The 23,063-nt window shown below is 72.0% G+C and carries 14 protein-coding genes; 7 read left to right on the forward strand and 7 right to left on the reverse strand.

The window, feature by feature from the left end; translation table 11 throughout:
• Positions 1-29 precede the first annotated feature (29 nt).
• Positions 30-1,448: a DHA2 family efflux MFS transporter permease subunit gene (locus tag EDD30_RS16840; protein WP_071805232.1), complete on the forward strand. Its 1,419-nt coding sequence runs from the start codon at positions 30-32 to the stop codon at positions 1,446-1,448.
• Here EDD30_RS16840 and EDD30_RS16845 read toward each other — a convergent pair.
• The gene (locus EDD30_RS16845) at positions 1,445-1,789 is read right to left on the reverse strand and encodes a hypothetical protein (protein ID WP_084556371.1); all 345 of its coding nucleotides are present in this window, start codon (positions 1,787-1,789) and stop codon (positions 1,445-1,447) included. The two genes, EDD30_RS16840 and EDD30_RS16845, sit on opposite strands and share 4 nt — an antisense overlap.
• Before the next feature lie 31 nt (positions 1,790-1,820).
• On the reverse strand, positions 1,821-5,954 hold the full coding sequence (locus tag EDD30_RS39915; protein WP_244945278.1) for a polymorphic toxin-type HINT domain-containing protein: 4,134 nt from the start codon (positions 5,952-5,954) through the stop codon (positions 1,821-1,823).
• Positions 5,955-6,447: 493 nt separating this feature from the next.
• Here EDD30_RS39915 and EDD30_RS16855 point away from each other — a divergent pair, with 493 nt between their 5' ends.
• Positions 6,448-8,772 carry an RICIN domain-containing protein gene (locus EDD30_RS16855; protein WP_143162844.1) on the forward strand — a complete coding sequence of 775 codons (2,325 nt, stop codon included), beginning with the start codon at positions 6,448-6,450 and terminating at the stop codon, positions 8,770-8,772.
• 121 nt (positions 8,773-8,893) lie between these two features.
• Positions 8,894-9,889 carry a S66 family peptidase gene (locus EDD30_RS16860; protein ID WP_342353737.1) on the forward strand — a complete coding sequence of 332 codons (996 nt, stop codon included), beginning with the start codon at positions 8,894-8,896 and terminating at the stop codon, positions 9,887-9,889.
• Positions 9,890-9,949: 60 nt separating this feature from the next.
• On the opposite strand, the gene alr is transcribed toward EDD30_RS16860, so the two are convergent.
• On the reverse strand, positions 9,950-11,095 hold the full coding sequence (gene alr, locus EDD30_RS16865; RefSeq protein ID WP_244945279.1) for an alanine racemase: 1,146 nt from the start codon (positions 11,093-11,095) through the stop codon (positions 9,950-9,952).
• A 243-nt stretch (positions 11,096-11,338) separates the two neighbouring features.
• Between alr and EDD30_RS16870 the strand changes: the two genes are divergently transcribed.
• Positions 11,339-12,643, forward strand: coding sequence for an ATP-binding protein (locus EDD30_RS16870; RefSeq protein ID WP_143162843.1), 1,305 nt, complete (start codon positions 11,339-11,341; stop codon positions 12,641-12,643).
• Here the strand turns inward: EDD30_RS16870 and EDD30_RS16875 are convergent.
• The 4 genes from EDD30_RS16875 to EDD30_RS16890 form a co-directional block, all read right to left on the reverse strand.
• The gene (locus EDD30_RS16875) at positions 12,636-13,703 is read right to left on the reverse strand and encodes a D-alanine--D-alanine ligase family protein (RefSeq protein ID WP_071807506.1); all 1,068 of its coding nucleotides are present in this window, start codon (positions 13,701-13,703) and stop codon (positions 12,636-12,638) included. The genes EDD30_RS16870 and EDD30_RS16875 overlap by 8 nt on opposite strands.
• 78 nt (positions 13,704-13,781) lie before the next feature.
• Positions 13,782-14,399, reverse strand: a complete 618-nt coding sequence (locus tag EDD30_RS16880) for a TetR/AcrR family transcriptional regulator (RefSeq protein ID WP_071807505.1) — start codon at positions 14,397-14,399, stop codon at positions 13,782-13,784.
• 67 nt (positions 14,400-14,466) lie between these two features.
• A complete protein-coding gene (locus tag EDD30_RS16885; RefSeq protein ID WP_211277893.1) occupies positions 14,467-15,102 on the reverse strand; it encodes a helix-turn-helix transcriptional regulator in 636 nt (211 codons plus the stop codon).
• Positions 15,103-15,203: 101 nt separating this feature from the next.
• A complete protein-coding gene (locus EDD30_RS16890) occupies positions 15,204-15,557 on the reverse strand; it encodes a hypothetical protein (RefSeq protein WP_071807503.1) in 354 nt (117 codons plus the stop codon).
• Positions 15,558-15,980: 423 nt separating this feature from the next.
• Between EDD30_RS16890 and EDD30_RS16895 the strand changes: the two genes are divergently transcribed.
• The 3 genes from EDD30_RS16895 to EDD30_RS16905 are packed head-to-tail and all read left to right on the forward strand — an operon-like array spanning position 15,981 to position 23,053.
• Positions 15,981-18,332, forward strand: coding sequence for an ATP-binding protein (locus EDD30_RS16895; protein ID WP_244945280.1), 2,352 nt, complete (start codon positions 15,981-15,983; stop codon positions 18,330-18,332).
• A gap of 29 nt (positions 18,333-18,361) precedes the next feature.
• A complete protein-coding gene (locus EDD30_RS16900; protein WP_071807501.1) occupies positions 18,362-21,841 on the forward strand; it encodes an ATP-binding protein in 3,480 nt (1,159 codons plus the stop codon).
• 60 nt (positions 21,842-21,901) lie between these two features.
• On the forward strand, positions 21,902-23,053 hold the full coding sequence (locus EDD30_RS16905) for an ABC transporter substrate-binding protein (protein WP_244945281.1): 1,152 nt from the start codon (positions 21,902-21,904) through the stop codon (positions 23,051-23,053).
• Positions 23,054-23,063: the final 10 nt, after the last annotated feature.

A 23,063-nucleotide genomic window follows, 5' to 3' on the forward strand; every position in this document is an offset into this window, starting at 1 on the left:
GGCTTGATCGACCGCGTAGTGTCCCACCCATGAAGCCCGGCGAGGTGCGCTACCGCAGCGCCGCCGGGCGCTGGGTGCTGGTGGCGACCGTGCTCGGCTCCAGCCTCGCGTTCATCGACGGCACCGTGGTCAACATCGCGCTCCCCGCGATCGCCCGGGACCTCGACACGGACGCGGCGGGTCTGCAGTGGACCGTCAACGGCTACGCCCTCAGCCTCGCCGCCCTGATCCTGCTCGGCGGTTCCCTCGGCGACCGGTACGGCCGCAGGCGCATCTTCGCGATCGGCGTGACCTGGTTCGCGGCGGCGTCCCTGCTCTGCGGCCTGGCACCCACGACCGAACTGCTCGTCGGCGCCCGCATCCTCCAGGGCATCGGCGGCGCGCTGCTGACCCCCGGCGCCCTGGCCATCCTCGAGGCGTCCTTCGTGCCCGACGACCGCTCCCGGGCCATCGGCGCCTGGTCCGGCCTCGGCGGCATCGGCGGCGCACTGGGTCCTTTCCTCGGCGGCTGGCTCGTCGACGTCGCCGACTGGCGGCTCATCTTCCTGATCAACGTACCGATCGCGGCGCTCGTGCTCGTGGTGACCGCCCGCCACGTCCCCGAGTCCCGCAACCCGTCGGCCGCGCGCGAGCTGGACGTGGCCGGGGTGCTCACCGGAGCGGTGGGGCTCGGCGGGCTCACGTACGGCTTCACCGCCTGGCCGGCGGAGGGCCCGGGCAGCCCGGCCGTCTGGGTGTCACTGGCGATCGGCATGCTCGGCACGGCCTGGTTCGTCCTCGCCGAACACCGTTCCCGGCACCCGATGCTGCCCCTGGAACTCTTCAGGTCCAAGGCCTTCACGGGCGCCAACCTCGTGACCTTCCTCGTCTACGGCGCCCTCGGCGGTGTCTTCTTCCTCGTGGTCCTGAACCTCCAGGTGGTGTCCGGCTTCAGCCCGCTCGCCGCCGGTCTTGCACTGCTCCCGATCACCGTGCTCATGCTGCTGCTCTCGGCCCGCGCCGGCTGGCTCGGCGGCAAGATCGGCCCGCGCATCCCGATGACCGTGGGCCCGCTGATCTGCGCGGCGGCCCTGATCTGGATGTCCCGCATCGGCGCCGGGGCGTCGTACCCGGTGGACGTGCTCCCACCGGTGATCGTCTTCGGCCTCGGCCTGTCCCTGCTGGTGGCACCGCTGACGGCAACCGCACTGGGCGCGCTCGACGACGCGCACGCGGGCATCGCCAGCGGGGTCAACAACGCCGTGGCCCGGGCGGCGGGCCTGCTCGCCGTCGCGGTCCTGCCACTGGCCGCCGGCATCGGCACCGGCCACCTGACGGACCCGGCGGCGCTGGCACCGACCTACCGGACCGCAATGCTGATCGGCGCCGCGCTGATGGTCGGCGGCAGCGTGCTTGCGGTGACCCTGGTGCCCGGCCGGCTGCCGGCACCAGGGTCCCGTCCGGGCTAGGCCGTTCCGGTCCGCCGGCTCATGCTCAACACCACCTCGCCGGCGTCCGGCGAGTCGGTGCTGGGATCGGCGATCCGCCGCACGGTGACGCGAGAACAGGCGACGAATCCCGTTCGCTCCGGACTGGCCAGCACGACGTGGAGCTGAGGCACGGTGAGCGAGTCCAACTCCGCGAACTCGGCCCGCTCGTCGTCCGCCGCGAGGCGCAGGACGAGATCCGGATAGCCTCGCCGCAGCTTCATGAACTCGACGGCCTCGAAGAGGATGTGGAAGCTCGGCCGCTCGCCGTCGCCGGGACTCCGCAGCAGGAGCTGGGAGTGCCCGACGCCGTACCGCCACACGCGGAAGCCACGCCCGCTTCGCCAGGGAAGGTCAATCCTGGAAGGGGTTGTCAACTTTCTTGCCCTTCCGATAGAAGGTGATCCGACCCCACGCGTCCTTGCTCTGGCTCAGCAGGTACATCTCCCACCGGGTGAATCCGCGACCGACTGGATCAGCGTAGTCGACACCCTTACCGGAGGCGGCGTACGACTTCGGGTCGGCGATCCCGTCGAGGTTGACGTGAATCCGCGTCTTGCCGTCCGCGACGAACTTCTTCAGGTGGTCGTGCCACGGCAGGTCGTCGCCCCAGTCCTTGTAGGTCTGCGCGCCCCTTTCGAAGCCGAAGAGGTCCAGCACACTGTCATCGCCGTCGACGTCCTGTTTACCCAGTGCGATATCGCCGCAGTTGTGGACCAGGACCGGCGTCTTACCGGCGACGACATAGAAGGTGTGGATGTCGGCGACCGTGAGGTTGTGCACCTCCGCCGGTTCAGCGCGGTGCCCGATCGCCCCGATCTGGACGTGGGTCCCCGCGCTGGTGCGCAGCCACTGCCCGGCGGACAGCGCCTCCGCATCGACCCATTCGCCACGCTCGGGCACCCAGAAGGGGTGGTTGTGGGTGGCCGTGATGGTCTCGGTGCCGATGGTGATGTCGACGAGCTTCTTGTCGCCCACGCCGACGATGGTGTCGGTGACGGGCCGGCCGGCGGTCGTGTTCGTGACCGGATCGGTCGCGAGCACCTGGTCGCCGATCCTCAGCTGATCGATGGCCCGGCTGCTGCCGTCCGCCAGCAGGACGGGAGTGCCCCGCAGGAAGCTGTTGCGACGGGCGCCCTCCTCGCAGCTCGGGCTGTCGTCGCGGTCCTTCTTGCGCTTCCGGGCCTTGTCGAAGATCTCGTTGACCTTCTTGCGGCCCTTCTGGACCCCCTCGGAGAACTTCTTGTACTTCTTGAAGAGGTCCCAGACGTTGCCCAGCTTCTTGAGCTTGCCCCACGGCAGCAGGTCGACCACCGCCCAGAAGCAGGCGCCGACGCTGGGCTTGGTGACGCACTTCTTCAGCTCGCCGAAGATCAGATCGCCGAGGAACTCGAGCCCGTTCTCCTTGACGAAGTCGAGGATGTCCTGGTCGGCGTCCTTCTTGGCCTGGAGGTATTCCTCACGCTCCTGCGGGGTGAGCTCGTCGAGCAGCTCCTTCTCCTGATCGGGTGTCAGGTCGGCGCCGCTCTCGATCACCTGCTCGAGCCGCTCCCGGTCGGCGGCCTCGGCGCGTTCGAGCGCCTGCTGTGCCTCCTTGGCGTGCTCGAGCGCCTTGCTGGCGGCCACCGCGGCGCTGTCGGCGTGCTTCTGCGCCCGGCCGGCGGCCTGCTGCGCCTTGAGAGCCGACGCTTCGGCCCGGTCGGCAGCGCCGCGTGCGGCGGCAGCGTCGTTCTCTGCTGCCGTGGCCGCGCTGTTCGCCGCGTTGGCGTCGGCCTGCGCGGCCTGCGCGTTGCGTCCGGCGATCGCGGCGTCGTTGGCGGCCTCGCTCGCCGCCTGGCGAGCCGCGACGGCATCCGCACGGGCCTGCACGTCGGCCTTGCCCGCGCTGGCCGCGGCCGCGCGCGCGGTGGCCGCTTCCGCCGCGGCCTGCGCGGCGGCCAGCTTCGCCTCGGCCGCCGACTGCGCGGCCTCCGCCGCCGATCGGGCCGCCTGTGCCGCCGCGACATAGGCGGGCTTGACTTGGGCGTTGGCGCGGTCCGCGGCCTGTTGTGCCTTGTCGGCAGCGACGACCGCCTCGGCGGCCCGCTTCTTCGCCGCGGCGGCCTGTTCGTCGCCGATGCTCTTGGCCTGCTCGGCGACCAGCTTCACGAAGTCCGCGTCGATGTCCGCGCCGGTGAACGGCGTGACCATCGCCAGCGCGGTGTTGTGCGGCTCGGCGATACCGGCCGACGACGCCGACGCCGCGCTCGCCGCGGCGATCGCGATCTCGGCCTGCGCCGCCGCCGCGACCGCCTCGGTCGTCGCCGCCTCGGCCTCGCTCTTGGTGCGGTCGGCCGCCCACAGCGACTGGACTGCCTCGTCAGCGGCCTGGTTGGCAAGGTTCACGGCAGCGTTCGCCGCCTGCGCCGCCTTGACTTCCTGCGCGGTCGCCTCGGCCGCCTTGGCGTCCGCGCGCACCCGGGCGGCGTGGGCGTCACTCGCCGCCGCCTCGGCCTTGTCCGCCGCGGCGTCGGCGGCGAACGCGGCGGCGCGCGCCTGCTGCGCCGCCGCCCACGCGCGGGACGCGGCCTGGTTGGCCTGGATGGCGGCGGCCCGCGAGTTCGCCGCCGCGCCGGTCGCGGTGTTCGCGTACCCGCGCGCCGACTTGGCCGCGCCGTCCGCGGTCTGGAACTCGCGGTCGGCTTCGTCCGCGGCTGCCTGGGCCTCGTTCCGGCTCACCTCGCTGTCCGCCTTGGCGATCCACGCCCGGGTGGTGTGCGCCTTGGCCTGGGCCGTCTGCCGGTCACGCTCCGCGGTGAGCGCCGCGTCCCGCGCCCGTCCCGCGGTCGCCTCGTGTTCCCAGGCCTTGTTGTTCGCCTTGGCGGCGTTCTCCTCGGCGTCCTCGGCGCGGCGGCTGGCACCGTCGGCGATGGACGCCTTGGCCTCGGCGTTGGCGCGTGCGTTCTTCGCGGCGGCGGCCTGCCGCTCGGCCTCGGCGCGGTATCGGGCGGCGTTGGCGCGTTCGGCCTCGGCGATCTGGCGCTGCCGCTTCGCCTCCGCCGCCTGCGCCTCGGCGACCTGCCGCTGCTGACGCGCCCGCTCCGCCGCCGCCCACGCCTTGGCCTCCGCGGCCTGTGCCTGCTCCCGGGCCTTCTTCGCCCGCGCCGCGGCCGTCTTGGCCGCGTCGGCCTGCTTCTTCGCCGCCGCGGCCAGCTTCGCCGCCGCGGCCGCATGCTCCTGCGCATGCTTACGCCACTGCTCCGCCTGCCGGGCGTGCGCCTCGGCCTGCGCCTGCGCACCCTGCGCACTGTTCGTCGCGATCGTCGCGTCGATCGCGTGCGCCGCCGTGGTGACCGCACCCACCGCCGCGGCCGACGCCTCCGACATGCCCTGCGCGATCAGCGACCACTCCGCGCCGTACGTCAGACCCGTCTCGACCAACGTGTCCGCCGCCGAGGTGGCAACCGCCGCCGCCGCGCTCGCCTGCTCCGCCGCCGCGCGAGCGTTGGTCAACGACGCCGCGGTCTGCGACTTCGCCGCGTTCAGCTCGGCGGACTTCGATGCCGCGGTGCCGGTCCGGGCCAGGACCCGTTCGGCGTGCCGGGCCGCGTTGGCCGCGCCCGCCATCTCGTTCGCGGCACGCTGCAACGCCTTCACACCATCGCCGTGCGCCTTCAGCAGCCGGGTGCGGGCCTCGGACGCCTTCTTCGCCCGCTGCGCCAGCTCCGACAGATCCTCCGCCGCCTTGTTGCGCGCCTCCAGATCCTTCAGATACTGCTCACGCGCTTCCGCGTCGGCCTTCGCCGCCGCCGGATAGCCGGTGTCCCAGAACGCCGCCACCGCCGCGTCATCACCCGCCAATGCCTGCTCGGCGGCCAGCCGAAGCTGCGACTCCGCGGGTGCCGCGGCGGCGAAAGTCTTCAACCGCTCCCGCAACTGGGTGGCCCGCTCCCGGGCGGTCGCGGCGACCTTCTCGTCCTGCGCCCGGGCGATATCAGCCCCATACGCCAGGAACGCCTTCCGATCACCGTCGGTGCCCGCCAGCACCCGGGTCACCTCGGCGTTGAAGTTCGCGCCGCCCGTACCCGCCATCGCCTTGATCTTGGCCAGGTTGTCCGCGGCGGTCTTCTTCTTCTCGGCCGCGATCTGGGTTTCCAAAGCCCGCTTGTCCACCGTGGCGAACTTCTGGATCGCCGCCGCGTCACCGCTGGCCAACGCCGCCAACGCGGCGTCACGCACCCGCGCCTCCGGCGCCAACGCCGCCACATCCGCGACAGCCTTACGCCACCGCTCCGCGTTCAGGTCCACACCGGTGGAGCCGTTCCACGACTCCGTCACCAACGGCGGAACCACCACCTGCGAAGGGTCGGCCAACAACCGCGCCGGCCGCTTCTCCGGCGTCGCGGCAGCAGCCGGAGGCGGGGCATGCAGCCCCGCACCCGTCACCAACGCGGCCAGCGAGGCCGTCACCCATACCCGCCATCGCGCCCGCACCGAACCCGTCACCACGACACCCATCCACGAAACGGCCCGGCGAGGGCCGGCCGGAAGCAAGAGAAGAAGGCGTACGGACACCGGTCAGCCCGGCACACACGTCCACAGTGGCGAAAGCCCGGCCGGCGACATTACGCGACCGCCCGAGAGCGGCACGAGCACGGACGGATGCACACCCACACGCCTCACAAGATCCCCCGTAGATCCGGCGCTGAAGAAACCGCGACATCTAAACATGGAACAGTGACAAGATCCACGCTGGTCGGCGACCAGCGCGCGCAAACGGCTGCTGAGCTGCACCGATGCGCTGTGAGAGGTGGGCCACTCACCTCCTTCTTGCCTGATGACCTTCATGACGGCTAGGTTCGGCGACTGCACCGCCGGCCGAGGTCGTTCCGGCGCCGCGTCGTTTGACAGCCATCACCGCCACCCACCCCGAGGCTTGCCCGCCTCGAGGCCACCGGTGCGTGCGCTGCCGCTCGCCTTCCACATCGGGGGACACACTCACATGACTGCCTCGACCCGCGCTTCGACCCGGCGGTTGCTGACCGCCGGGCTCGCCGCGGTCACCCTCACCACCGTCCTGCCCTCCGCCGCCGCCCAGGCCGCCCCGGCCTCGCCCGCCGCCACGGGCGTCCTGGCCGCCGCCGAGGCCGACAGCAGCCTGGCGACGTACGAGCAGAAGCTGGCCGTGGCCGTGAAGTTCGGCCGCGGTGACGACACCGCCCTGATCGAGCGCGGCGACCGCGACTTCGTCATCGAGATCTGGAAGCACGTCAAGGACAACGGAGACTTCCTCGAGGTACGCGCCGCCGCCGAGCAGGCCTACGGCACCATGTCCGACGACGTCAACCCGGACGCCACCAGCGAGGCCTGCTACGAGTTCATCGCGACCGGCGTGTTCGCCGCGTACGACCGCGACATCGAGCGCGAGAAGCGCGAGGCCGAGGCGAAGCGCCTGTCCGACCAGGCCCGCGCGGCCGCCGCGGCCAGCATCGACGTGGTCGCCGACGCGGCCATGCTCGCCGGCACCGACGCGGACTTCGCCCGCCTCGTCTGGACGCGCGTCGAGAACGACGCGAACTGGCCCAAGGTGAAGGCCGCCGCGGCGGCCGCCGTTGGTGGCACCGCGGAGCAGCAGCGCGAGTTCATCGCCGCCGGCATGGCCGCCGCCGCCAAGCAGGACACCGACAAGCGCATCGCCGACGACGCGGCCAAGACCGAGGCCGAGAAGGCGGCGGCCCTCGCCCGCGCCGCGAAGCAGTTCGCCGCCAACCGGATCGGCCTGCCCGTCACCGAGCAGCTCCTGAGCATGCCCGATCGCGACTTCGTCGTCGCGGTCTGGAACCACGAGGCGGACGGCACCGAGGTCCAGACCGCCGCGATCAGCGCCGCGCGCAACCTCGACCCCGCCGCGTGGAAGGCCTTCATCGACACCGGCCTCCACCAGGCCAAGGACCGCGACATCCAGATCGCGCTCGACAAGCAGGAGGCCGAGGACCGGCGCCAGGCCAAGGACGTCCAGGCCCGCGCCGAGAAGGTCGGAAACCGCAACCTGGCCCTGGCCGCGCGCAACGCCCTGGCCGGCAACGCCGATGCCGTCGGCGCCTTCGTCCGCGCCGGACAGTACGCGGTCCGGCCGGACCTGCCCGACCGTCTCCAGGCCGGCCACACCGGCATGTGCCTGGGCGTACCGGGCGGCTCGCTGAAGAAGGGCGAGCACATCATCCAGTGGCAGTGCAGTTCCGCCCAGGATCAGGGCTGGGTGTTCCTACCCAAGGCGGACGGCTACTTCGAGGTGCGCAACAGCCGCAGCGGTCAGTGCCTCGCCATCGGCTCCGCCTCCAAGGAGAACAGCGCCCACGCCATCCAGTGGACGTGCAACGGCGGCAAGGAGCAGCTCTGGGCGCCGCAGGCCGACAGCACCGGGCTGACCCGGCTGAAGAACAACAACAGCGGCAAGTGCCTGGGCATCCTCGGCGCCTCGAAGACCGGCGCCGCACACGCCGTCCAGGAGCCGTGTGCCGCCAAGCCCGAGCTGGGTTGGCACAAGCGCGCCCGCGGGCTGGTCAACTTCTCGGCCGGCTCGTTCAACGGCGACGCGCACGAGGACGTCATCGCCGCGGAGGTCGGCAGCGGCAAGCTGTGGCTCTACCCCGGTACCGCCAAGGGTGACGCGTTCGCCGCACGCATGCTGATCGGCAACGCGGGCTGGAACGGCATGGACAAGCTCACCACGGGCAGGTTCAACCGCGACGAGCACGATGACCTGATCGCGGTGGAGAAGAGCACCGGGAAGCTGTGGCTCTACCCCGGTAACGGCCGTGCGGGCCTCGGCTCGCGCGTCGAGATCGGCACCGGTGGCTGGAACGGCATGGAGAAGCTGGCCGCGGGTCGCTTCAACACCGACGCCTATGACGACGTCGTCGCCGTGGAGACCTCCTCCGACAAGCTCTGGCTCTACCCCGGCACCGCCGCCGGTGGAGCGTTCGGCGCGCGCGTGCTGCTCGGCACCGGCGGGTGGAACAACATGGACAAGCTCACCATGGGCAAGATCAACCGTGACGGGTACGAGGACCTGGTCACCGTGCAGAAGAGCACCGGGAAGCTGTTCTTCTACGTCGGCACCGCCACCGGGGTTCTCGGCGCGCGTACCGAGATCGGCACCGGTGGCTGGAACGGCATGAGCGAGCTCACCGCCGGGCGCTTCAACGCGGACGAGTACGACGACCTCATCGCCACGGAGAACTCCAGCGGCAAGCTGTTCCGCTACCCCGGAACGGCGGAGGGCGGCAAGGTCGGCGGCCGGACCGAGATCGGTATCGGCGGCTGACACCCCCGCGCGTCCGAGGCCGGCTCTCCGTATATGGAGGGCCGGCCTCCTGCCCTGGTGGTTCAATACCCGCATGCGTCCCGACCTGACTCCTCCGCCGAAACTGAGCCCAGGTGACCGCGTGGCGGTCCTGTCGCCGTCGTTCGCCGCGCCCGCCGAGTTCCCGGCGGTGCACGAGCGCGGTGTGCGGCGCCTGCGGGACGAGTTCGGGCTGGAGCCGGTGGAGTTCCCCACCACGCGGCGGCACTCGTCGCCGCAGGAACGGGCCGCGGACCTGATGGCGGCGTACGCCGACCCGGGCATCCGCGCGGTCTTCGCAACGATCGGCGGCGACGACCAGATCACCGTGCTGCGGCACCTCGACCCGGTCCCCTTCCGGGCCGATCCCAAGCCGTTCTTCGGTTACTCGGACAACACCAATCTGCTCAACTGGCTCTGGCACCACGGCGTCGCCGGCTATCACGGCATGTCCACAATGGTGTTCCTGAGCCGCGCCTCCGGCGTGGGGCCCGAGATCTCCGCCTCGCTGCGGGCGGCCGTCTTCGACGGCGGCGACCTGGAGATCACTCCGGTCGAGGAGTTCCGCGAGGAGGAGCTGGACTGGGCCGACCCCGTCGACCTCACCGGCACCGTGCCGTCGTACCCGAGCCCCGGCCGGATGTGGCACCGCCCGCACCGGGTGGTGACCGCGCCGACGTGGGGCGGCAACCTCGAGATCTTGCACTGGACGCTGGCGGCGAACCGGTGGGTTCGGCCGGTCGAGGACTACGCGGGATGTGTCCTGCTGCTGGAGACCTCCGAGGAGATGCCGTCCGCCACCGAGGTCTTCCGTATGCTGCGCGACTTCGGCGAACGAGGCCTTCTGGAACAGTTCCCGGCCGTGCTGATCGGCACCGCGAAGGCCACCTCGCTCTTCGACGTCCGGCCGGTCGACGAGCGGGCCGCCTACCGGAAGGAGCAGCGGGAGGCCGTGCTCAAGGCGTTCGCCGCATACCACCCCGAGGCGATGATCGTCTTCGGCGTGGACTTCGGGCACACCGATCCGCAGTGGGTGCTCCCGTACGGCGGCAAGATCACCGTCGACGGCCCGGCGCACAGGATCACCGCGCACTACTGACGTGCCGCGGAACCGGTTCGGCCGCCGCGGCCAGCGCGCCGGCCGGGCGCCGGGTGCGGGTCAATGCTCGTACCGGCGGGTCACCCGCGCGCCGATGCCGGTGAGAATCTCGTGCGGGTTCGTGCCGGCCCAGCCGGCCCACTCGGCGACGGTCGGCTCGCCGTGCTCGCCGGTACCGAACATGACGGCGTACTCGCCGGCGTTGACCGGCAGGTCGCCCACGTCCAGGACGATCTGGTCCATGCTGACCCGCCCGGCGATCGGGCAGCGCACGCCGCGGACCGACAGCGACGCGCGCCCGGCCGCCTGGCGCGGGACGCCGTCGGCGAACCCCAGCGGGACCAGCGCGAGCGTGGTCTCCCGCTCGGTGACGAAGTCGGGGCCGTACGAGACTCCGGTACCCGGTGCTACTCGCTTGGTGAGCAGGATCGGGGCTCGTACGGTCATCGCCGGCCGCAGGCCGAAGTTCCGGCCCGGCACCGGCTCGATGCCGTAGAGGGCGATCCCCGCGCGCAGCAGGTCGTACCGGGCCTGCGGAAGCTGCAGTGCGGCGGCCGAGTTGGCCAGGTGCACGATCGGCGGTGCGAGGCCGGCAGCGGCGGCCGTCTCCCGGCCGAGCTCGAACTCGCGGAGCTGGGCCCGCAGGCCGGGAGCGTCCGCATCTTCGGCATTTGCCAGATGCGACCAGAGGCCGCGGACGTGCAGCAGCCCCGCGTGGGAGAACTTGCGCGCCCAGGCGAAGAGCTGCGCCCACTCCTCGACCGGTGCGCCGCCGCGGGACATCCCGGTGTCGAGCTTGAGGTGGACGTTCGCGACCCTTCCGGTGCGCTCCGCCGCGCCCGCGAGCGCCTCCAGCGCCTCCACGGCACCGACGGACACGTCGATCCCGGCGGCGAGGACCTCCTCGAAGGTCTCCGCCGGGGAGTAGAGCCAGAGCAGCATCGGCGCGGTCAGCCCCCGGGCACGCAGGGCCAGCGCCTCGGCCACCGAGGCCACGCCGAGCCAGGTGGCGCCGTGGCGCAGCGCCGTATGCGCGACCCGCTCGGCGCCGTGACCGAAGCCGTCGGCCTTGACCACCGCCATCATCCCCGCCGGGCCGGCCGTCGCGGCGAGCAGGCGGGTGTTGCCGGCAATCGCGTCCAGGTCGACGACGGCCTCCGCCATCCCCGTGGCGGGCCGGCCCTCCGCCGGCGTGGAAATCGACACCCGGCGGATGGTGCTGGACGGCTCTGTTCATTCGGAAGGCCATTAACTGGTCATTCGGCCACCGTCACCGACAGTTTCCAAACCGCCACACATTTGCGGGCGGAGCAATAATGGCAAGCGCCTGACCTCGATCGACGAGCGTGTGGGCGCGATTGACGAAAACGATACATATGGCCGGGAAGAATGCAAAGACGATCGAGCGGGGGAGGTCGGCTCCGAGGTATGGCCAGCGAGGAGCATGCGGTGACGCGGCTGGAGGAATATCTCCGGTCGGCCCGCGATCGCGCCTTCGTCGGTCGCGCGGCCGAGATGGGCGCGTTCCGCTCGGCCCTCGCCGGCGACGCCGTCTTCACCGTGCTCTATCTGCACGGCGCCGGCGGCACGGGCAAGACGACGCTGCTGCGGCGGTACGCGGTGGAGGCGGAGCGGGGCAGGCGTCAGGTCATCCGGGTCGACCGGTTCGAACCGGGCGGGATGATCCCGGCGTTGCTGGCCGCGATCCCTCCGGCCCCGGAAGGCGCGGCGGGCCCGGTGGTGCTCCTCGACGAGTTCGAGCACTGGCAACCGGTGGAGTGGTGGCTTCGCGAGGAGTTCCTGCCCGGGTTGCCGGTGGGCACGGTCGTGGTGCTCGCCTCCCGTACCCCGCCGGGGTTCGAGTGGACCGCCGATCCGGGCTGGAACGAGGTTCTGCGCGTCCACGAGGTCGGCGACCTGTCCCCCACCGAGGCCGAGATGCTGCTGGACCGGTACGCGGTTCCCCGCCGGCGCCAGCGGTTCCTCGCCGAGCTGGCCGGCGGCAACCCGCTCGCCCTGCGGCTGGCGGTGGAGGCGGCCGGCACCGGCAAGGACGACGACGAGATCCGCCTCTGGCTGGCACAGGCCGTGGTGCAGGAGGTCGTCGGCGAACTGCCCTCGGCGGCGCACCGGCACGCCCTCGAGATCTGCGCATACGCGGAGACGACCACCGAGATGCTGCTGCGCGCCACGGTTGCCGAGGGTGACGCCGTCGATCTGTTCCGGTGGCTGTGCTCCCTGCCGTACGCCGAATGCGGTGCGAACGGTGTGCGGGTGCGCCCGTTCGTCCGCAACGCGGTCCGGACCGAGCTGCAGTGGCGCGACCCGCTGCGGCACGAGGCCGTCCTGGCACCGCTCGCTGAGGGCGCGCCGCTCGGGGAGCCGCTGCCCCGCCCCGAGTTCGACGTGGCGGTCCGGGACGCGCTGCGCGCCTGGCGCCGGCCGGACCTGCTCGCCGGCAACCCGCTGGTGCACAGCCGGATGGTGATCGCCTCGGAGGCTGCCGCGGAGCCGGTGACGGCGCTGCGGGACGTACTGCAGTCCACTCTGGAGACTCTCGGCGAGGATCCGCGGCAGGGCAAGCAGCACCGGGCGCTGATCGCGACCTACCTCGGCGGCGCGCCCACGCAGGAGGCGGCCGCGGAGCGTCTCGGGCTGCCCTTCAGCACGTACCGCCGGCACCTCAACCGGGGACTCGAGGTGTTGTGCAGCCTGCTGTGGCGCCGCGAGTCGACCGGCCTCGACCTCATCTGACCCCGGCGGGCCGGTTCGCACCCGCGAGGGCGGTCGCGACCAACAGATCGAGCAGCTCCGGGTACGGCGTGCCGGCCGCCTGCCACATCCGCGGGAACTGCGACATCGCGGTGAGCCCGGGCATCGTGTTGACCTCGTTGACGGTCAGCCCCCGGTGCGGGTCGACGAAGAAGTCGACGCGCAGCAGGCCGGCACAGCCGAGCGTACGGAAGACCCGGACCGCCTCGGCGCCGAGCCACTCGGTGGTGTCCGGGTCGAGGTCGGCGGGGACGAGGAACTCGGTGCGGCCCTCGCGATACTTGGCGTCGTAGTCGAAGAAGCCGTCGGTGACCCGGATCTCCAGCGGCGGGCTCGCGACCAGCCGCCCGTCCGGCAGCTCGAGCACGCCCACGTCGATCTCGCGCCCCGGCACGCCGGCCTCGACGAGCACCTTGGCGTCGCAGAGCCGGGCCGCCTCGACGGCGGCGGGCAGCTCGGCCCAGTCGTCCACCCGCGAGACGCCGATGCTGGAGCCACCGCGGGCCGGCTTGACGAAGACGGGCAGGCCCAGGCGATACTGCTCGGCCGCGGTCACGGCGTCGTTCTCGCCGCGCAGCACGACGCCGTCGGCCACCCCGATGCCCTCCGCGGCGAGGATCTTCTTGGTGAACTCCTTGTCCATGGAGGCGGCGCTGGCCAGGACGCCGCTGCCGACGTACGGGATGCCGGCCAGCTCCAGCACGCTCTGCACCGTGCCGTCCTCGCCGTACGGGCCGTGCAGGATCGGCATGACGACGTCGACGCCGCGCAGGGCCTCCAGGGCTCGGAAAAGGCTCTCGAGGAGGGTGGGCCGCCAGCCGTCGGGCTCCGGCGTCATCGCCCGCAGCGCCGCCTCGTCCACGTCCGCGGTGGCCCGGTCCGTGCCGACGATCCACTCGCCCTCGACGGTGATGCGGACCGGCACCACCTCGTAGCGGCTGCGGTCGAGGCTCTGCACCACGCCGGCCGCCGACCGGCAGGAGACGTCGTGTTCGGTGCTGCGCCCGCCGAAGAGGACCGCCACTCGGACCGTTGGGGGCACGTCGCATCACTCCACGCTGAGATGTTCTCGCCGACCGCGTGGATGGTGCGGCATCCGGTTGCTCATCCGGAAGGTCAGTTACTGATCAATCGCGGCGAGCGCGCGCAGCTCGGCGGCGAAGATCAGGTCCGGGTCGAGGCCCATCGACCGGAAGTTGCCCTCGATCTCCAGGCTCACCAGGCCGTGCAGCCGGCTCCATGCGGTGATCGCGCGCAGCAGCACGGCCGGGTCCGCCTCGCCTACCCCGGCGGTGAGCTGCCGGGCCAGCGCCGGCTCCGGCGCAGGTCCCGGGTCGACCGCTTCGAGCAGGACCTTCATCGCCTGCTGCGCCGCCGCGACCAGGCGTGGATCGTGCGCGTCGTAACCGGGCAGTGGCGCGGCGAAGAGCAGCCGATAGCGGTGCGGCTGGGCGAGCGCCCAGGACCGGTACGCCGCCGCCAGGTCGTCCTGCCGGCGCGGCACGGCCGTGATCGCGGCGGTCAGATCCGCGTACGCGTCCAGGATCAGCTCGGTGAGCAGCGCATCCCTGCTGTCGAAGTAGCGGTACAGCGCCGGGCCGGAGACGCCCAGTTCCTTGGCGATCGCGTTGAGCGAGAGGGCCTGCGGCCCGCCCTCGGCGAGCTGTCGCAGCGCAGCCTCCTTCACCTCCTGGCGCATCTGCGCCCGGAAGCGATCACGGATCCCACTCGAAGCCATGCCACGACGCTACAACCCTTGCCCCAGGCGAGACCCTCTAGCAGTCGAGACCGGCCGGACGGATTCGTCAGATCATGCCGGTACGCAGCGCGTAGGCGACGGCATGCGACCGGTTGCGCAGCTTGAGGCGGTGCGTGAGCCCGTAGATCACGTTCTTCACGGTGCGCTCGGAGTAGCAGAGCTCTCCGGCTATCTCGCTGGTGTCGAATCCGTCCGCCATCAGCCGCAGCACGTCGATCTCCCGCGGCGTGAGGCCCGAGGCGTTCAGCCCGTGCGGGGTGAGCACGTCCCGCTGCAACCGTTCGATGTGCTTGAGCAGCTCGCCCACAAGGTTCGGCGGCATGACGCCGCCGCCGGCCGCCGCGGCGAGCACGCAGTGCACCAGCCGCTCGGCGGTGACCGCGGCCCGGGGCAGCACCGCGACCACCCGGCACTCGACCACGGTCAGCAGTTCCGTCTCGGTGATCTCGTTGGTCACGAGCACGACCGGGGCGCCGGTCTCGGCGGCCGAGCGCCGCAGGGTGGCGACGACCTCGGTGGTCAGGCGGTCGGCCGCGACGACGAGCACCTTGGCCGCGGCGCGCTCGGCGGCGGGCAGCAGCACGAGGCCCGGACGCGATTGAAGAAAGCTCGCCAACCCGGCCTGGCTCACCGCATCCATCGCCTGCAGGGCGACGCTGACCTGCTCCACTGATACCTCCATCGGTCGATCTGGAAGTCAGTGTCGGCAAGCGGCCTTCAGGAAATCTTCATGCCACCTTCATGAGCCGCCGGCGCCGTGAAGGTCTCCCGGGTCGCCGCAGGTCAGACCGGGGGTGGGTCACGGTGGCTACGGGCCTCGCTGGCCCGCCGCAGCGCCTGGATGTACTTCGGCAGCTCCGCGGCGGCGCGCTCCAACTGCCCCGGCGCGAGCTGGTCCACGAAGATCGCGTCCACGACCTCCTGCATCAGTTCGTCCGGCAGCTCGCCGACCCGCCGCTCGGGAATCCGCTGCCAGATGCGGATCACCCGCAACCGGGACCGGATCAGCGCGAGGGTGCGTTCGAGGTCGGCGATCGCCTTGTCGGCACGGGCGGCGTCCACGACCAGCCGGCCCTGGTTGGCCAGGGTGAGGAAAAGTTCCCCGGCGAAGGGAAGCGGAGAGGTGTCGCCGCTCATGCGTTCCCCTCTCGTCAAGCTGCCCGTCGAGAGTCCACCAGAGCCGGCCGCGGCCCGGGAACCCTCGGGTGCCCGAAGTGCCCCACTCGACCGGCATCTCTGCCCCGGACGTCGGATGCGCCGGCCCTTCGAGGGTGATAATCGAGCGGTGCATGTCGATCGATTCGCCGGGCGAGAATCATGAATAGCGCTCACGACGGATGCGCAAACTATCGACGGCGACGATATGCTTTCCGGCGCGTGCCACATGATCAGCTTGCGGGCGTCGGCTAGAAACGACCCGTCGGGCGACGAGGCAGCGGTTCCATCTGACGGGGGACGTCGGAGGGCGGAGGACGTAGGTCGGACGTTCGACCCGCCGAGCTGTCGGGAGCAATCCCACGACCACGAGATTGGGTAGCCATGGCGGCAGCGCATGAAGGCATGGACCTTCGCCTGCTAGGACCCTTCCGGGCATGGCGGGACGAGGCCGAACTACCGCTCGGTTCGGCGCGCCGGGCGGCTGTCCTCGCCGTACTGGCCCTGCACGCCGGGCACGCCGTCTCCCGTCAGCAACTCGTCACCGCACTGTGGGGGGACGATCCGCCGGCGAGCGCCATCGGCAATGTCTACACGTACGTGTCCACACTGCGTCGGGTGCTCGAACCCGACCGCGACCGGTGGTCCGCGGGGCAGTTGCTCACCTCCGGCGGCGGCGCGTATTGCCTGCACGTCCGGCCGGAGCATGTGGACGCGTTCCGCTTCGAGGGCCTCCGCGAGGAGAGCCGCCGACACCGCGCCGCCGGCGACCGGCTCGCCGAGCTGACCGTGTTGGAGGCCGCTCAGGGACTCTGGCACGGTGAGGCCCTGTCCGGGCTGCCCGGGCCGTACGCCGAGGCCCAGCGCCTGCGCCTGGCCGAGCTCCGCCTGGCCACGGCCGAACGTCACGCCGCGCTCCTCATCGAGCTGGGACGCAACGACCAGGCGGTCGCCGCGCTGCGTGCGCTGGTGGGCGCGTACCCGTTGCAGGAGACGCTGCACGGCATGCTGATGACCGCCCTGCAGGCCACCGGCCGGGCGGCCGAGGCGCTGCGCGTGCACGACGACCTGAGCAGAGCGCTGCGCGAGGAAGCCGGCACCGAGCCGAGCGCACCCCTGCGCGCCGCACGCCGGCGCCTCCTGACGCAGGACCGACCGGCGGCCCTCCGACCGGCAGCTCCCCGACCGGCAGCTCCCCGACCGGCGGTGTGCCCGTCTGCCCCGGCCGGCGATCCGGTGACGCTGGTGGGGCGCGACGCCGAGCTGGCGCTGCTGCGGTGCGCGGTCGCCGACGTCGCCGCCGGCCACGGTGGCAACATCCGGGTCGAGGGCGCGCCGGGGCTGGGCAAATCGGCGTTGCTGACCGTGGCGCTGCGGGCCGGCGTGCCGCCCGGCTGCCGCACCGGCTGGGGCGCCGGCGACGAACTGGCCCGCCGCATGCCGCTCGGCGTCCTGCTGGAGTGCATGGAGTCCGCGATGTCCGGCGACGCCCCGCGCGAGCTGGTGCGCCGGCTCTTCATGGTGGCCGCGGACGCCATCGACGGACCGCACCCGCGCACCGTCGAACGCGCCGTCGACCTGGTCCGCCAGGCCGCCGCCTCACCGCTGATCCTCGTCGCCGATGACCTCCAGCGCGCGGACCCCACCACGCTGCGGGTCTGGAGCGCGCTGCACGACCTGACCGGCGAGCTTCCGCTCCTGCTGGTCGCGTCCGCGCGGCCGGGGTCACCGGAACTGCTCGGCATCCCGGCTGACAACGTCGTCACCCTCGCCCCGCTGGCGCCGGGCGAGGCGGCTGCGCTGGTCCGGGCGGTCGCACCCGGGCACCGGGAACCGCCGACCCTGCGCCGGCTGCTCGCCGACGCCGGCGGCAACCCCTACTACCTGCGCCACCTTGCGACGAGCACGCGCGACGGCGGCGACTACCGCGACGCTCCCTCGGCCGAGCTCGTGGCCGCTGTGAACGCCCACCTTGCGGCGTTCGGCGAGAGCACCCGCCACATCCTGCGGGCCTGCGCGTTCCTCGGCGGGTCCTGCACCCTCGCCGAGGCGGCCTCGGTCACCGGCCGCGCCTCCGCCGAACTGGCCCGCGCCGTCGCGCCGGCGCGGGCCGCCGGCGTGCTGGTCGACGACCCCGACACCCTGGCGTTCCGCCACCACATCGTGGCGCGGGTGCTGCACGAGAGCACCCCGGCGGCGTTGCGCATCACGCTGCACCGGTCCTTCGCCGAGAAGATCGCCGAGCTCGGCGGCCCGCCCGAGAAAGTGGTCGCGCAGTTGCTCGCCGGCCCGGTGCCGCTGGACGCGGGTGTGAGCCGCTGGCTCATCCGGCACATCGGACAGCTCGCCGTACGCGCACCGCGGGCGGCGGTCACCATGCTGCGCCGGGTGCGCTCGGAGTTCGCCCTCGACGAGGCCACCCGGCTGCACCTGACCGCCTGGCTGGCCCGAATGCTCTACGGGCAGGGCGAGAACGCGGTGGTGGACGCGGGCTGGGTGGTCGCCCGCACCACCGACCTGGATCTGGAAGCCGAGATGCAGTGGATCATCGCGTGCAGCCACGACCGGCATCGCGACCATTCCGCCGCCGCCGACGTGGCCCGCGCCGCGCTGAGCACCCGCCGGTATCCGGAGCTCTGGCTCGGCCGGTTCCGGCTGCTGATCGACCGGCTCCGGCCGCACCTGTCCGGTGAGCCGACCGCGCCGGAGCTGAGCAGGTCGGAGCTGTTCGGGGACTACGTTCCTGTCACCCGTTGACGAGCCGCCGCCGAGAAATCGGAGGAGAGATGCCGGACTCCCCGCACGAGACGCTCCGGGTGTCGGTGCTCGGCCCGGTCCGCGCCTGGTACGGCGACCGCGAACTGCACCTCGGCCCGGCCCGCCAACGCGCCCTCTTCGCCGTCCTGGTGGCCGACGCCAACCGCCTGGTGAGCCGCGACGACATCATCGGCGCGGTCTGGGGCACGACGCCGCCGGCGACGGCTCCGGGCAACGTCTACACCTACATCTCCGGGCTGCGCCGGGCGCTCGCGCCGGGACGGGACCGCAGCGCCGCCGTCGAGGTGCTCACCTCGGGCCCGAACGGGTACTCGCTGCGGATCGCGGCGGGCCACCTGGACAGCGACCGGTACGAGCAGCTCTGCGCCGAGGCCGGCGAGCTGCATGAGGCGGGCGACGTGGCGGCCGCGGCGGCCCGGCTCGACGAGGCCCGCCGGCTGTGGCACGGCGAGGCGTACGCCGGCCTCACCGGCGACCGCATCGAGCTGGAGCGCACCCGCCTCACCGAGCGGCGCCTGGCCGCGGCCGAGCGGCAGGCCCGCATCGCCATGGAGCTGAACGACGACGGCTTGATCGGCGACCTGGCCGGCCTGGTCCGCGACTATCCGCTGCACGAGCCGTTGCACGAGCTGCTGATGCTCGCGCTGTATCGGGCCGGGCGACCCGCGGAGGCGCTGGAAGCGTTCCAGGCGGCCCGCCGGACCCTCGTCACCGAGCTGAGCGTCGAGCCCGGCCCGCGGCTGCGGGCGCTGCAGCGCCGGGTCCTGGACGGCTCGGTGGCCGGCGACGAGGCACCGACACGGGGGCTGACGGTCGTACCCACCCAGGTCGCCCAGGCCATCCGCGAAGGCATCGCGGAACAACCGCTCTTCGGGCGCGCCGACGAGGTCGCGCTGTTGCGCAACCTGACCCGGCGGGCCGCGGAGGGCCACGGCGCGGCGGTCTGGATCGAGGGCGAGCCCGGCATCGGCAAGACCGAGCTCCTGACCCGCGCGCTGTCCGATGCGAACGCGGAAGGCTGCCGGCTCTGCTGGGGAGTAGCCGACGAACTGGACCAGCACGTGCCGTTGCAGGTGGTGACCCGGGCGCTGGGGCTGGCGTCGCCCTCGGCGGATCCGCGCCGGGCGGCCGACGCCTTCGACCTGCACGCGGCATCCGCCGGCGGCTGCGACGACGGTGGCCCGGGGATCGCGGCGGAGCGCATCCTGGCGTACCTGCGAACGACGTGCGCGACCACTCCCGTCGTTCTGGTCGTCGACGACCTGCAGTGGGCCGACGAGGCCACCGTGCTGCTCTGGGACCGCCTGGTCACGGCCACCCGCCACCTGCCGCTGCTGCTGGTGGCGGCCACCCGGCCCGAGCCGAACGGGCGGGACCTGACGCGGTTGCGCCACAGCGTACGGCTGCGCGACGGTCACGTGCTGGTCCTGGACGCGCTGCCGCCGGAGGAGACGGAGGAGCTGATCGCCGCGGTCGTCGGGGCCCCGGTCGGCCCCCACCTTCGCGCGGTGGTCGGCCACTCCGGCGGCAACCCGCTGTGCGCGCGAGAGATGGCCGCGGCACTGGTGCGCCGGGGCGTCGTGGCGGTGACCGGCGGCCGCGCGGACATCGACGCGTCGGTGCCGGTCGAGACGCCGGAATCGCTGCTCGCGGTCGTACGGACCACTCTGGACTTCCTCGGCGAGGACACTCAGGAGGTGCTCCGGATGGCCGCGCTGCTGGGCGCGGAGTTCGCCGTCGAGGACGTGGTGGCGGTGACCGGCCGTACGCCGTTCGAGCTGGTTCCCCATCTGGAGGAGGCGCTCGCCGCGAACGTCGTGGTCAACTCGGGCTGCGATCTGGCGTTCCGGCACCCGTTCCTGCGCGCGGCCCTGTACGACAGCATCCCGCGTACGGTCCGCACCCTGCTGCACCGCAGGACCGCCGAGGTGCTCGCCCGCGGCGGCAGCCCCGTGACCCGGGTCGCGGAGCAACTCGCCGCGGAGACGCCCGTGGTCGACGAATGGGTGGTGTCCTGGCTCGCCGAACACCACGCCGAGGTGGTCAAGCGGGTGCCCGAGATCGCCTGCACGCTGATCCGCCGGGTGCTGGGCACCGGACTGCCGAGCCCGGCACAGCGCGAGCGACTGCTGATCGCGCTGGTCAAGCTCGACTTCCGCTACGGGCGGTACCCCATCGAGGAGGCCCAGGAGGCCCACGCGATCGCCACCGATCGCTCGGACCGGGCCGAGACGCTGCATCTTCTGGCCGCCATGCGGTTCCGTCGTGGCCACACCGTGGCGGCCATCACCCTGCTGACCGGCGCGGTGGAGGATCCGGACGCGCCGGAGATCTGGCGGACCCGGCATCGGATGCTGCTGGCGAACTTCCGCCGGGGCTCCCTGGACGACCTGGACCGGGCCGACGCGCGGGCCCGGCAGGTGCACGAGGAGGCCCTGGCCGCGGCCCGACCGTACGAAGCCGCGTTCGCGTTGCAGACGACGTGGCTCACGAACTCCATCCGGCGCGACCACGAACGGGCCCTGGAGTACGTCGACCGCGCACTGGACATCATGCGCGACCACGCGTCTTTCGCCGGTATGTACTTCGACCTGCTGGACAACCGGATGTTCACTTTGCAGAACCTCGATCGCCTCGACGAGGCCGAGCGCACCCTGCGGGAGGCGGCGCTGTTCGCGATCCGGCACCGGATTCCGGCCAGCCTGCAGGTGGCATCCGCGGTGCAGTACTACTGGCTGGGTCGCTGGGACGACGCGACCGCCGAGGTCAGCGCGGTGGCCGACGACGCGCCCGGCATCACCTTCCTGGGCATGCGGGAGCCCGGGGCCGTGACGATGCTGTTGCACGGGGTCGCGGCGCTGATCGCCGGGCATCGCCAGGACCAGGGTCTGGCCGCGGCCCATCTGGACGCGGCCAATGCTCTGCCGGTCACCGACGCCGAGCGGGAGAGCTGCGACTTCCTGCTGGTCGCCCGCGCGCTCGTCGCGGAGCAGCAGGGGCGTCCCGGCGACGCGCTGGACGAGATGGCGCCGCTGCTCACCCCCCAGTACGCCCCGATGATGCTGCGCCACCAATGGCTGCCCGACGCCCTGCGGCTGGCCCTGCGGCTCGGGCGGGGCGAGGTGGCCGAGCGTGCCGCGGCGATCTGCGCCATGGAGGCCCGCAAGGAGGTACGGCCGGCCCGCGCGTACGCGGCCGCGGCCCGTTGCCGGGCGCTGATGACCGGAGACCCGGCGCCGGCGTTGCAGGCCGCCGGCCACTACCGGGCGGTCGGTCGGGTTCCCGAGCTCGCGGCCGCGCTCGAGGATGCCGCGGTGCTGCTCGCCGCCGCCCGACGCCCGCACGAGTCGGCGCGGGTCGGCGCCGAGGCGGCCGAGCTCTACACCGTGCTCGGCGCGCGGTGGGATCTGCACCGCACCCGGGAGCGGCTGGACGAGTACGGCATCGACGTCCGGCGCGGCCCGGCAGCCACCGGCACCGTCCGCTGAGGACTGCCACGTTCATTTCTGGTCGGTTACGACCATAACCTTGACAGGAAAAGTTCGATAGTGCGTGAATGTGTTTCCGTATGGAAAGACTTCGATGTCTCGTCCCATAGAGGAGCACATGCCATGAGCGCCATGCCCGGCCGCTGGAGGCCTGCGGTCATCACTCTCGGGGCAGCCCTGCTGCTGGCCGGCGCCTGCGCCAAGGCGGAGGACGGCGGCACGTCCACCGCCGGCCGGTCCGATCCCTCCGCCGGCGCGCAGGTCGTCCAGTCCGCCGCCCCGGGCGCCAAGACGTGCACGCTGGAACAGTTCGGCGGACAGAAGATCGACCTCAAGACCGCGAAGATCGGCTTCTCCCAGTCGGAGAAGGAGGCCAACCCCTTCCGCATCGCCGAGACGCAGTCCATGAAGGATGAGGCGGCCAAGCGCGGCATCCCGGCCGGCAATCTGCGGACCACCAACGCAAATTCCCAGTTCAACAAGCAGATCAGCGATGTCGAGCAGATGATCGACTCGGGCGTGCAGCTCCTCGTCGTCGCCCCGCTGAACTCCGACGGCTGGGACTCCGTCTTCGCCAAGGCCTCGGCCAAGAAGGTGCCGATCATCACCATCGATCGCAGGATCAATGCCACCTCGTGCGCCGACTACCTGACCTTCATCGGTTCGGACTTCGAGGAGCAGGGCAAGCGCGCCGCCGACAAGATGGCCGCCGCGCTGGGCAACAAGGGCTCGGTGGCCATCCTGCTCGGCGCGCCGGGCAACAACGTCACGACACTGCGCACCAAGGGTTTCAAGGATCAGATCGCGAAGGTCGCGCCGGGCATCACGATCGTGTTCGAACAGACCGGCCAGTTCTCCCGCGAGGAGGGCCAGAAGGTCACCGAGCAGCTCCTGCAGTCCCACTCGGCCATCAACGGCATCTACGCCGAGAACGACGAGATGGCGCTCGGCGCCCAGGTCGCGCTCAAGGGAGCGGGCAAGCGCAAGGGTGAAGTCAAGATCGTCTCCATCGACGGCACCCGCGGCGCGGTCCAGGCCATCGCCGACGGCTGGATCCACGCGGTGATCGAGTCGAACCCGCGCTTCGGCCCGCTGGCCTTCGAGACGGCGACCAAGTTCTTCGCCGGCGAGCCCATCCCCTCCGACATCATCATCAGCGATCGCGAGTACGACGAGAGCAACGCCAAAACCGATCTGAACAGCGCCTACTGAGGCTCCTCAC

The organism is Couchioplanes caeruleus (assembly GCF_003751945.1).
Classification (GTDB): Bacteria; Actinomycetota; Actinomycetes; order Mycobacteriales; family Micromonosporaceae; genus Actinoplanes; species Actinoplanes caeruleus.

Coding starts and splice junctions, on each gene's coding strand:
- EDD30_RS16890 (WP_071807503.1), bottom strand. CDS start 15,557: ATGAGCGGCGACACCTCTCCGCTTCCCTTCGCCGGGGAACTTTTCCTC.
- EDD30_RS16895 (WP_244945280.1), top strand. CDS start 15,981: ATGGACCTTCGCCTGCTAGGACCCTTCCGGGCATGGCGGGACGAGGCC.
- EDD30_RS16900 (WP_071807501.1), top strand. CDS start 18,362: ATGCCGGACTCCCCGCACGAGACGCTCCGGGTGTCGGTGCTCGGCCCG.
- EDD30_RS16880 (WP_071807505.1), bottom strand. CDS start 14,399: ATGGCTTCGAGTGGGATCCGTGATCGCTTCCGGGCGCAGATGCGCCAG.
- EDD30_RS16840 (WP_071805232.1), top strand. CDS start 30: ATGAAGCCCGGCGAGGTGCGCTACCGCAGCGCCGCCGGGCGCTGGGTG.
- EDD30_RS16855 (WP_143162844.1), top strand. CDS start 6,448: ATGACTGCCTCGACCCGCGCTTCGACCCGGCGGTTGCTGACCGCCGGG.
- EDD30_RS16885 (WP_211277893.1), bottom strand. CDS start 15,102: ATGGAGGTATCAGTGGAGCAGGTCAGCGTCGCCCTGCAGGCGATGGAT.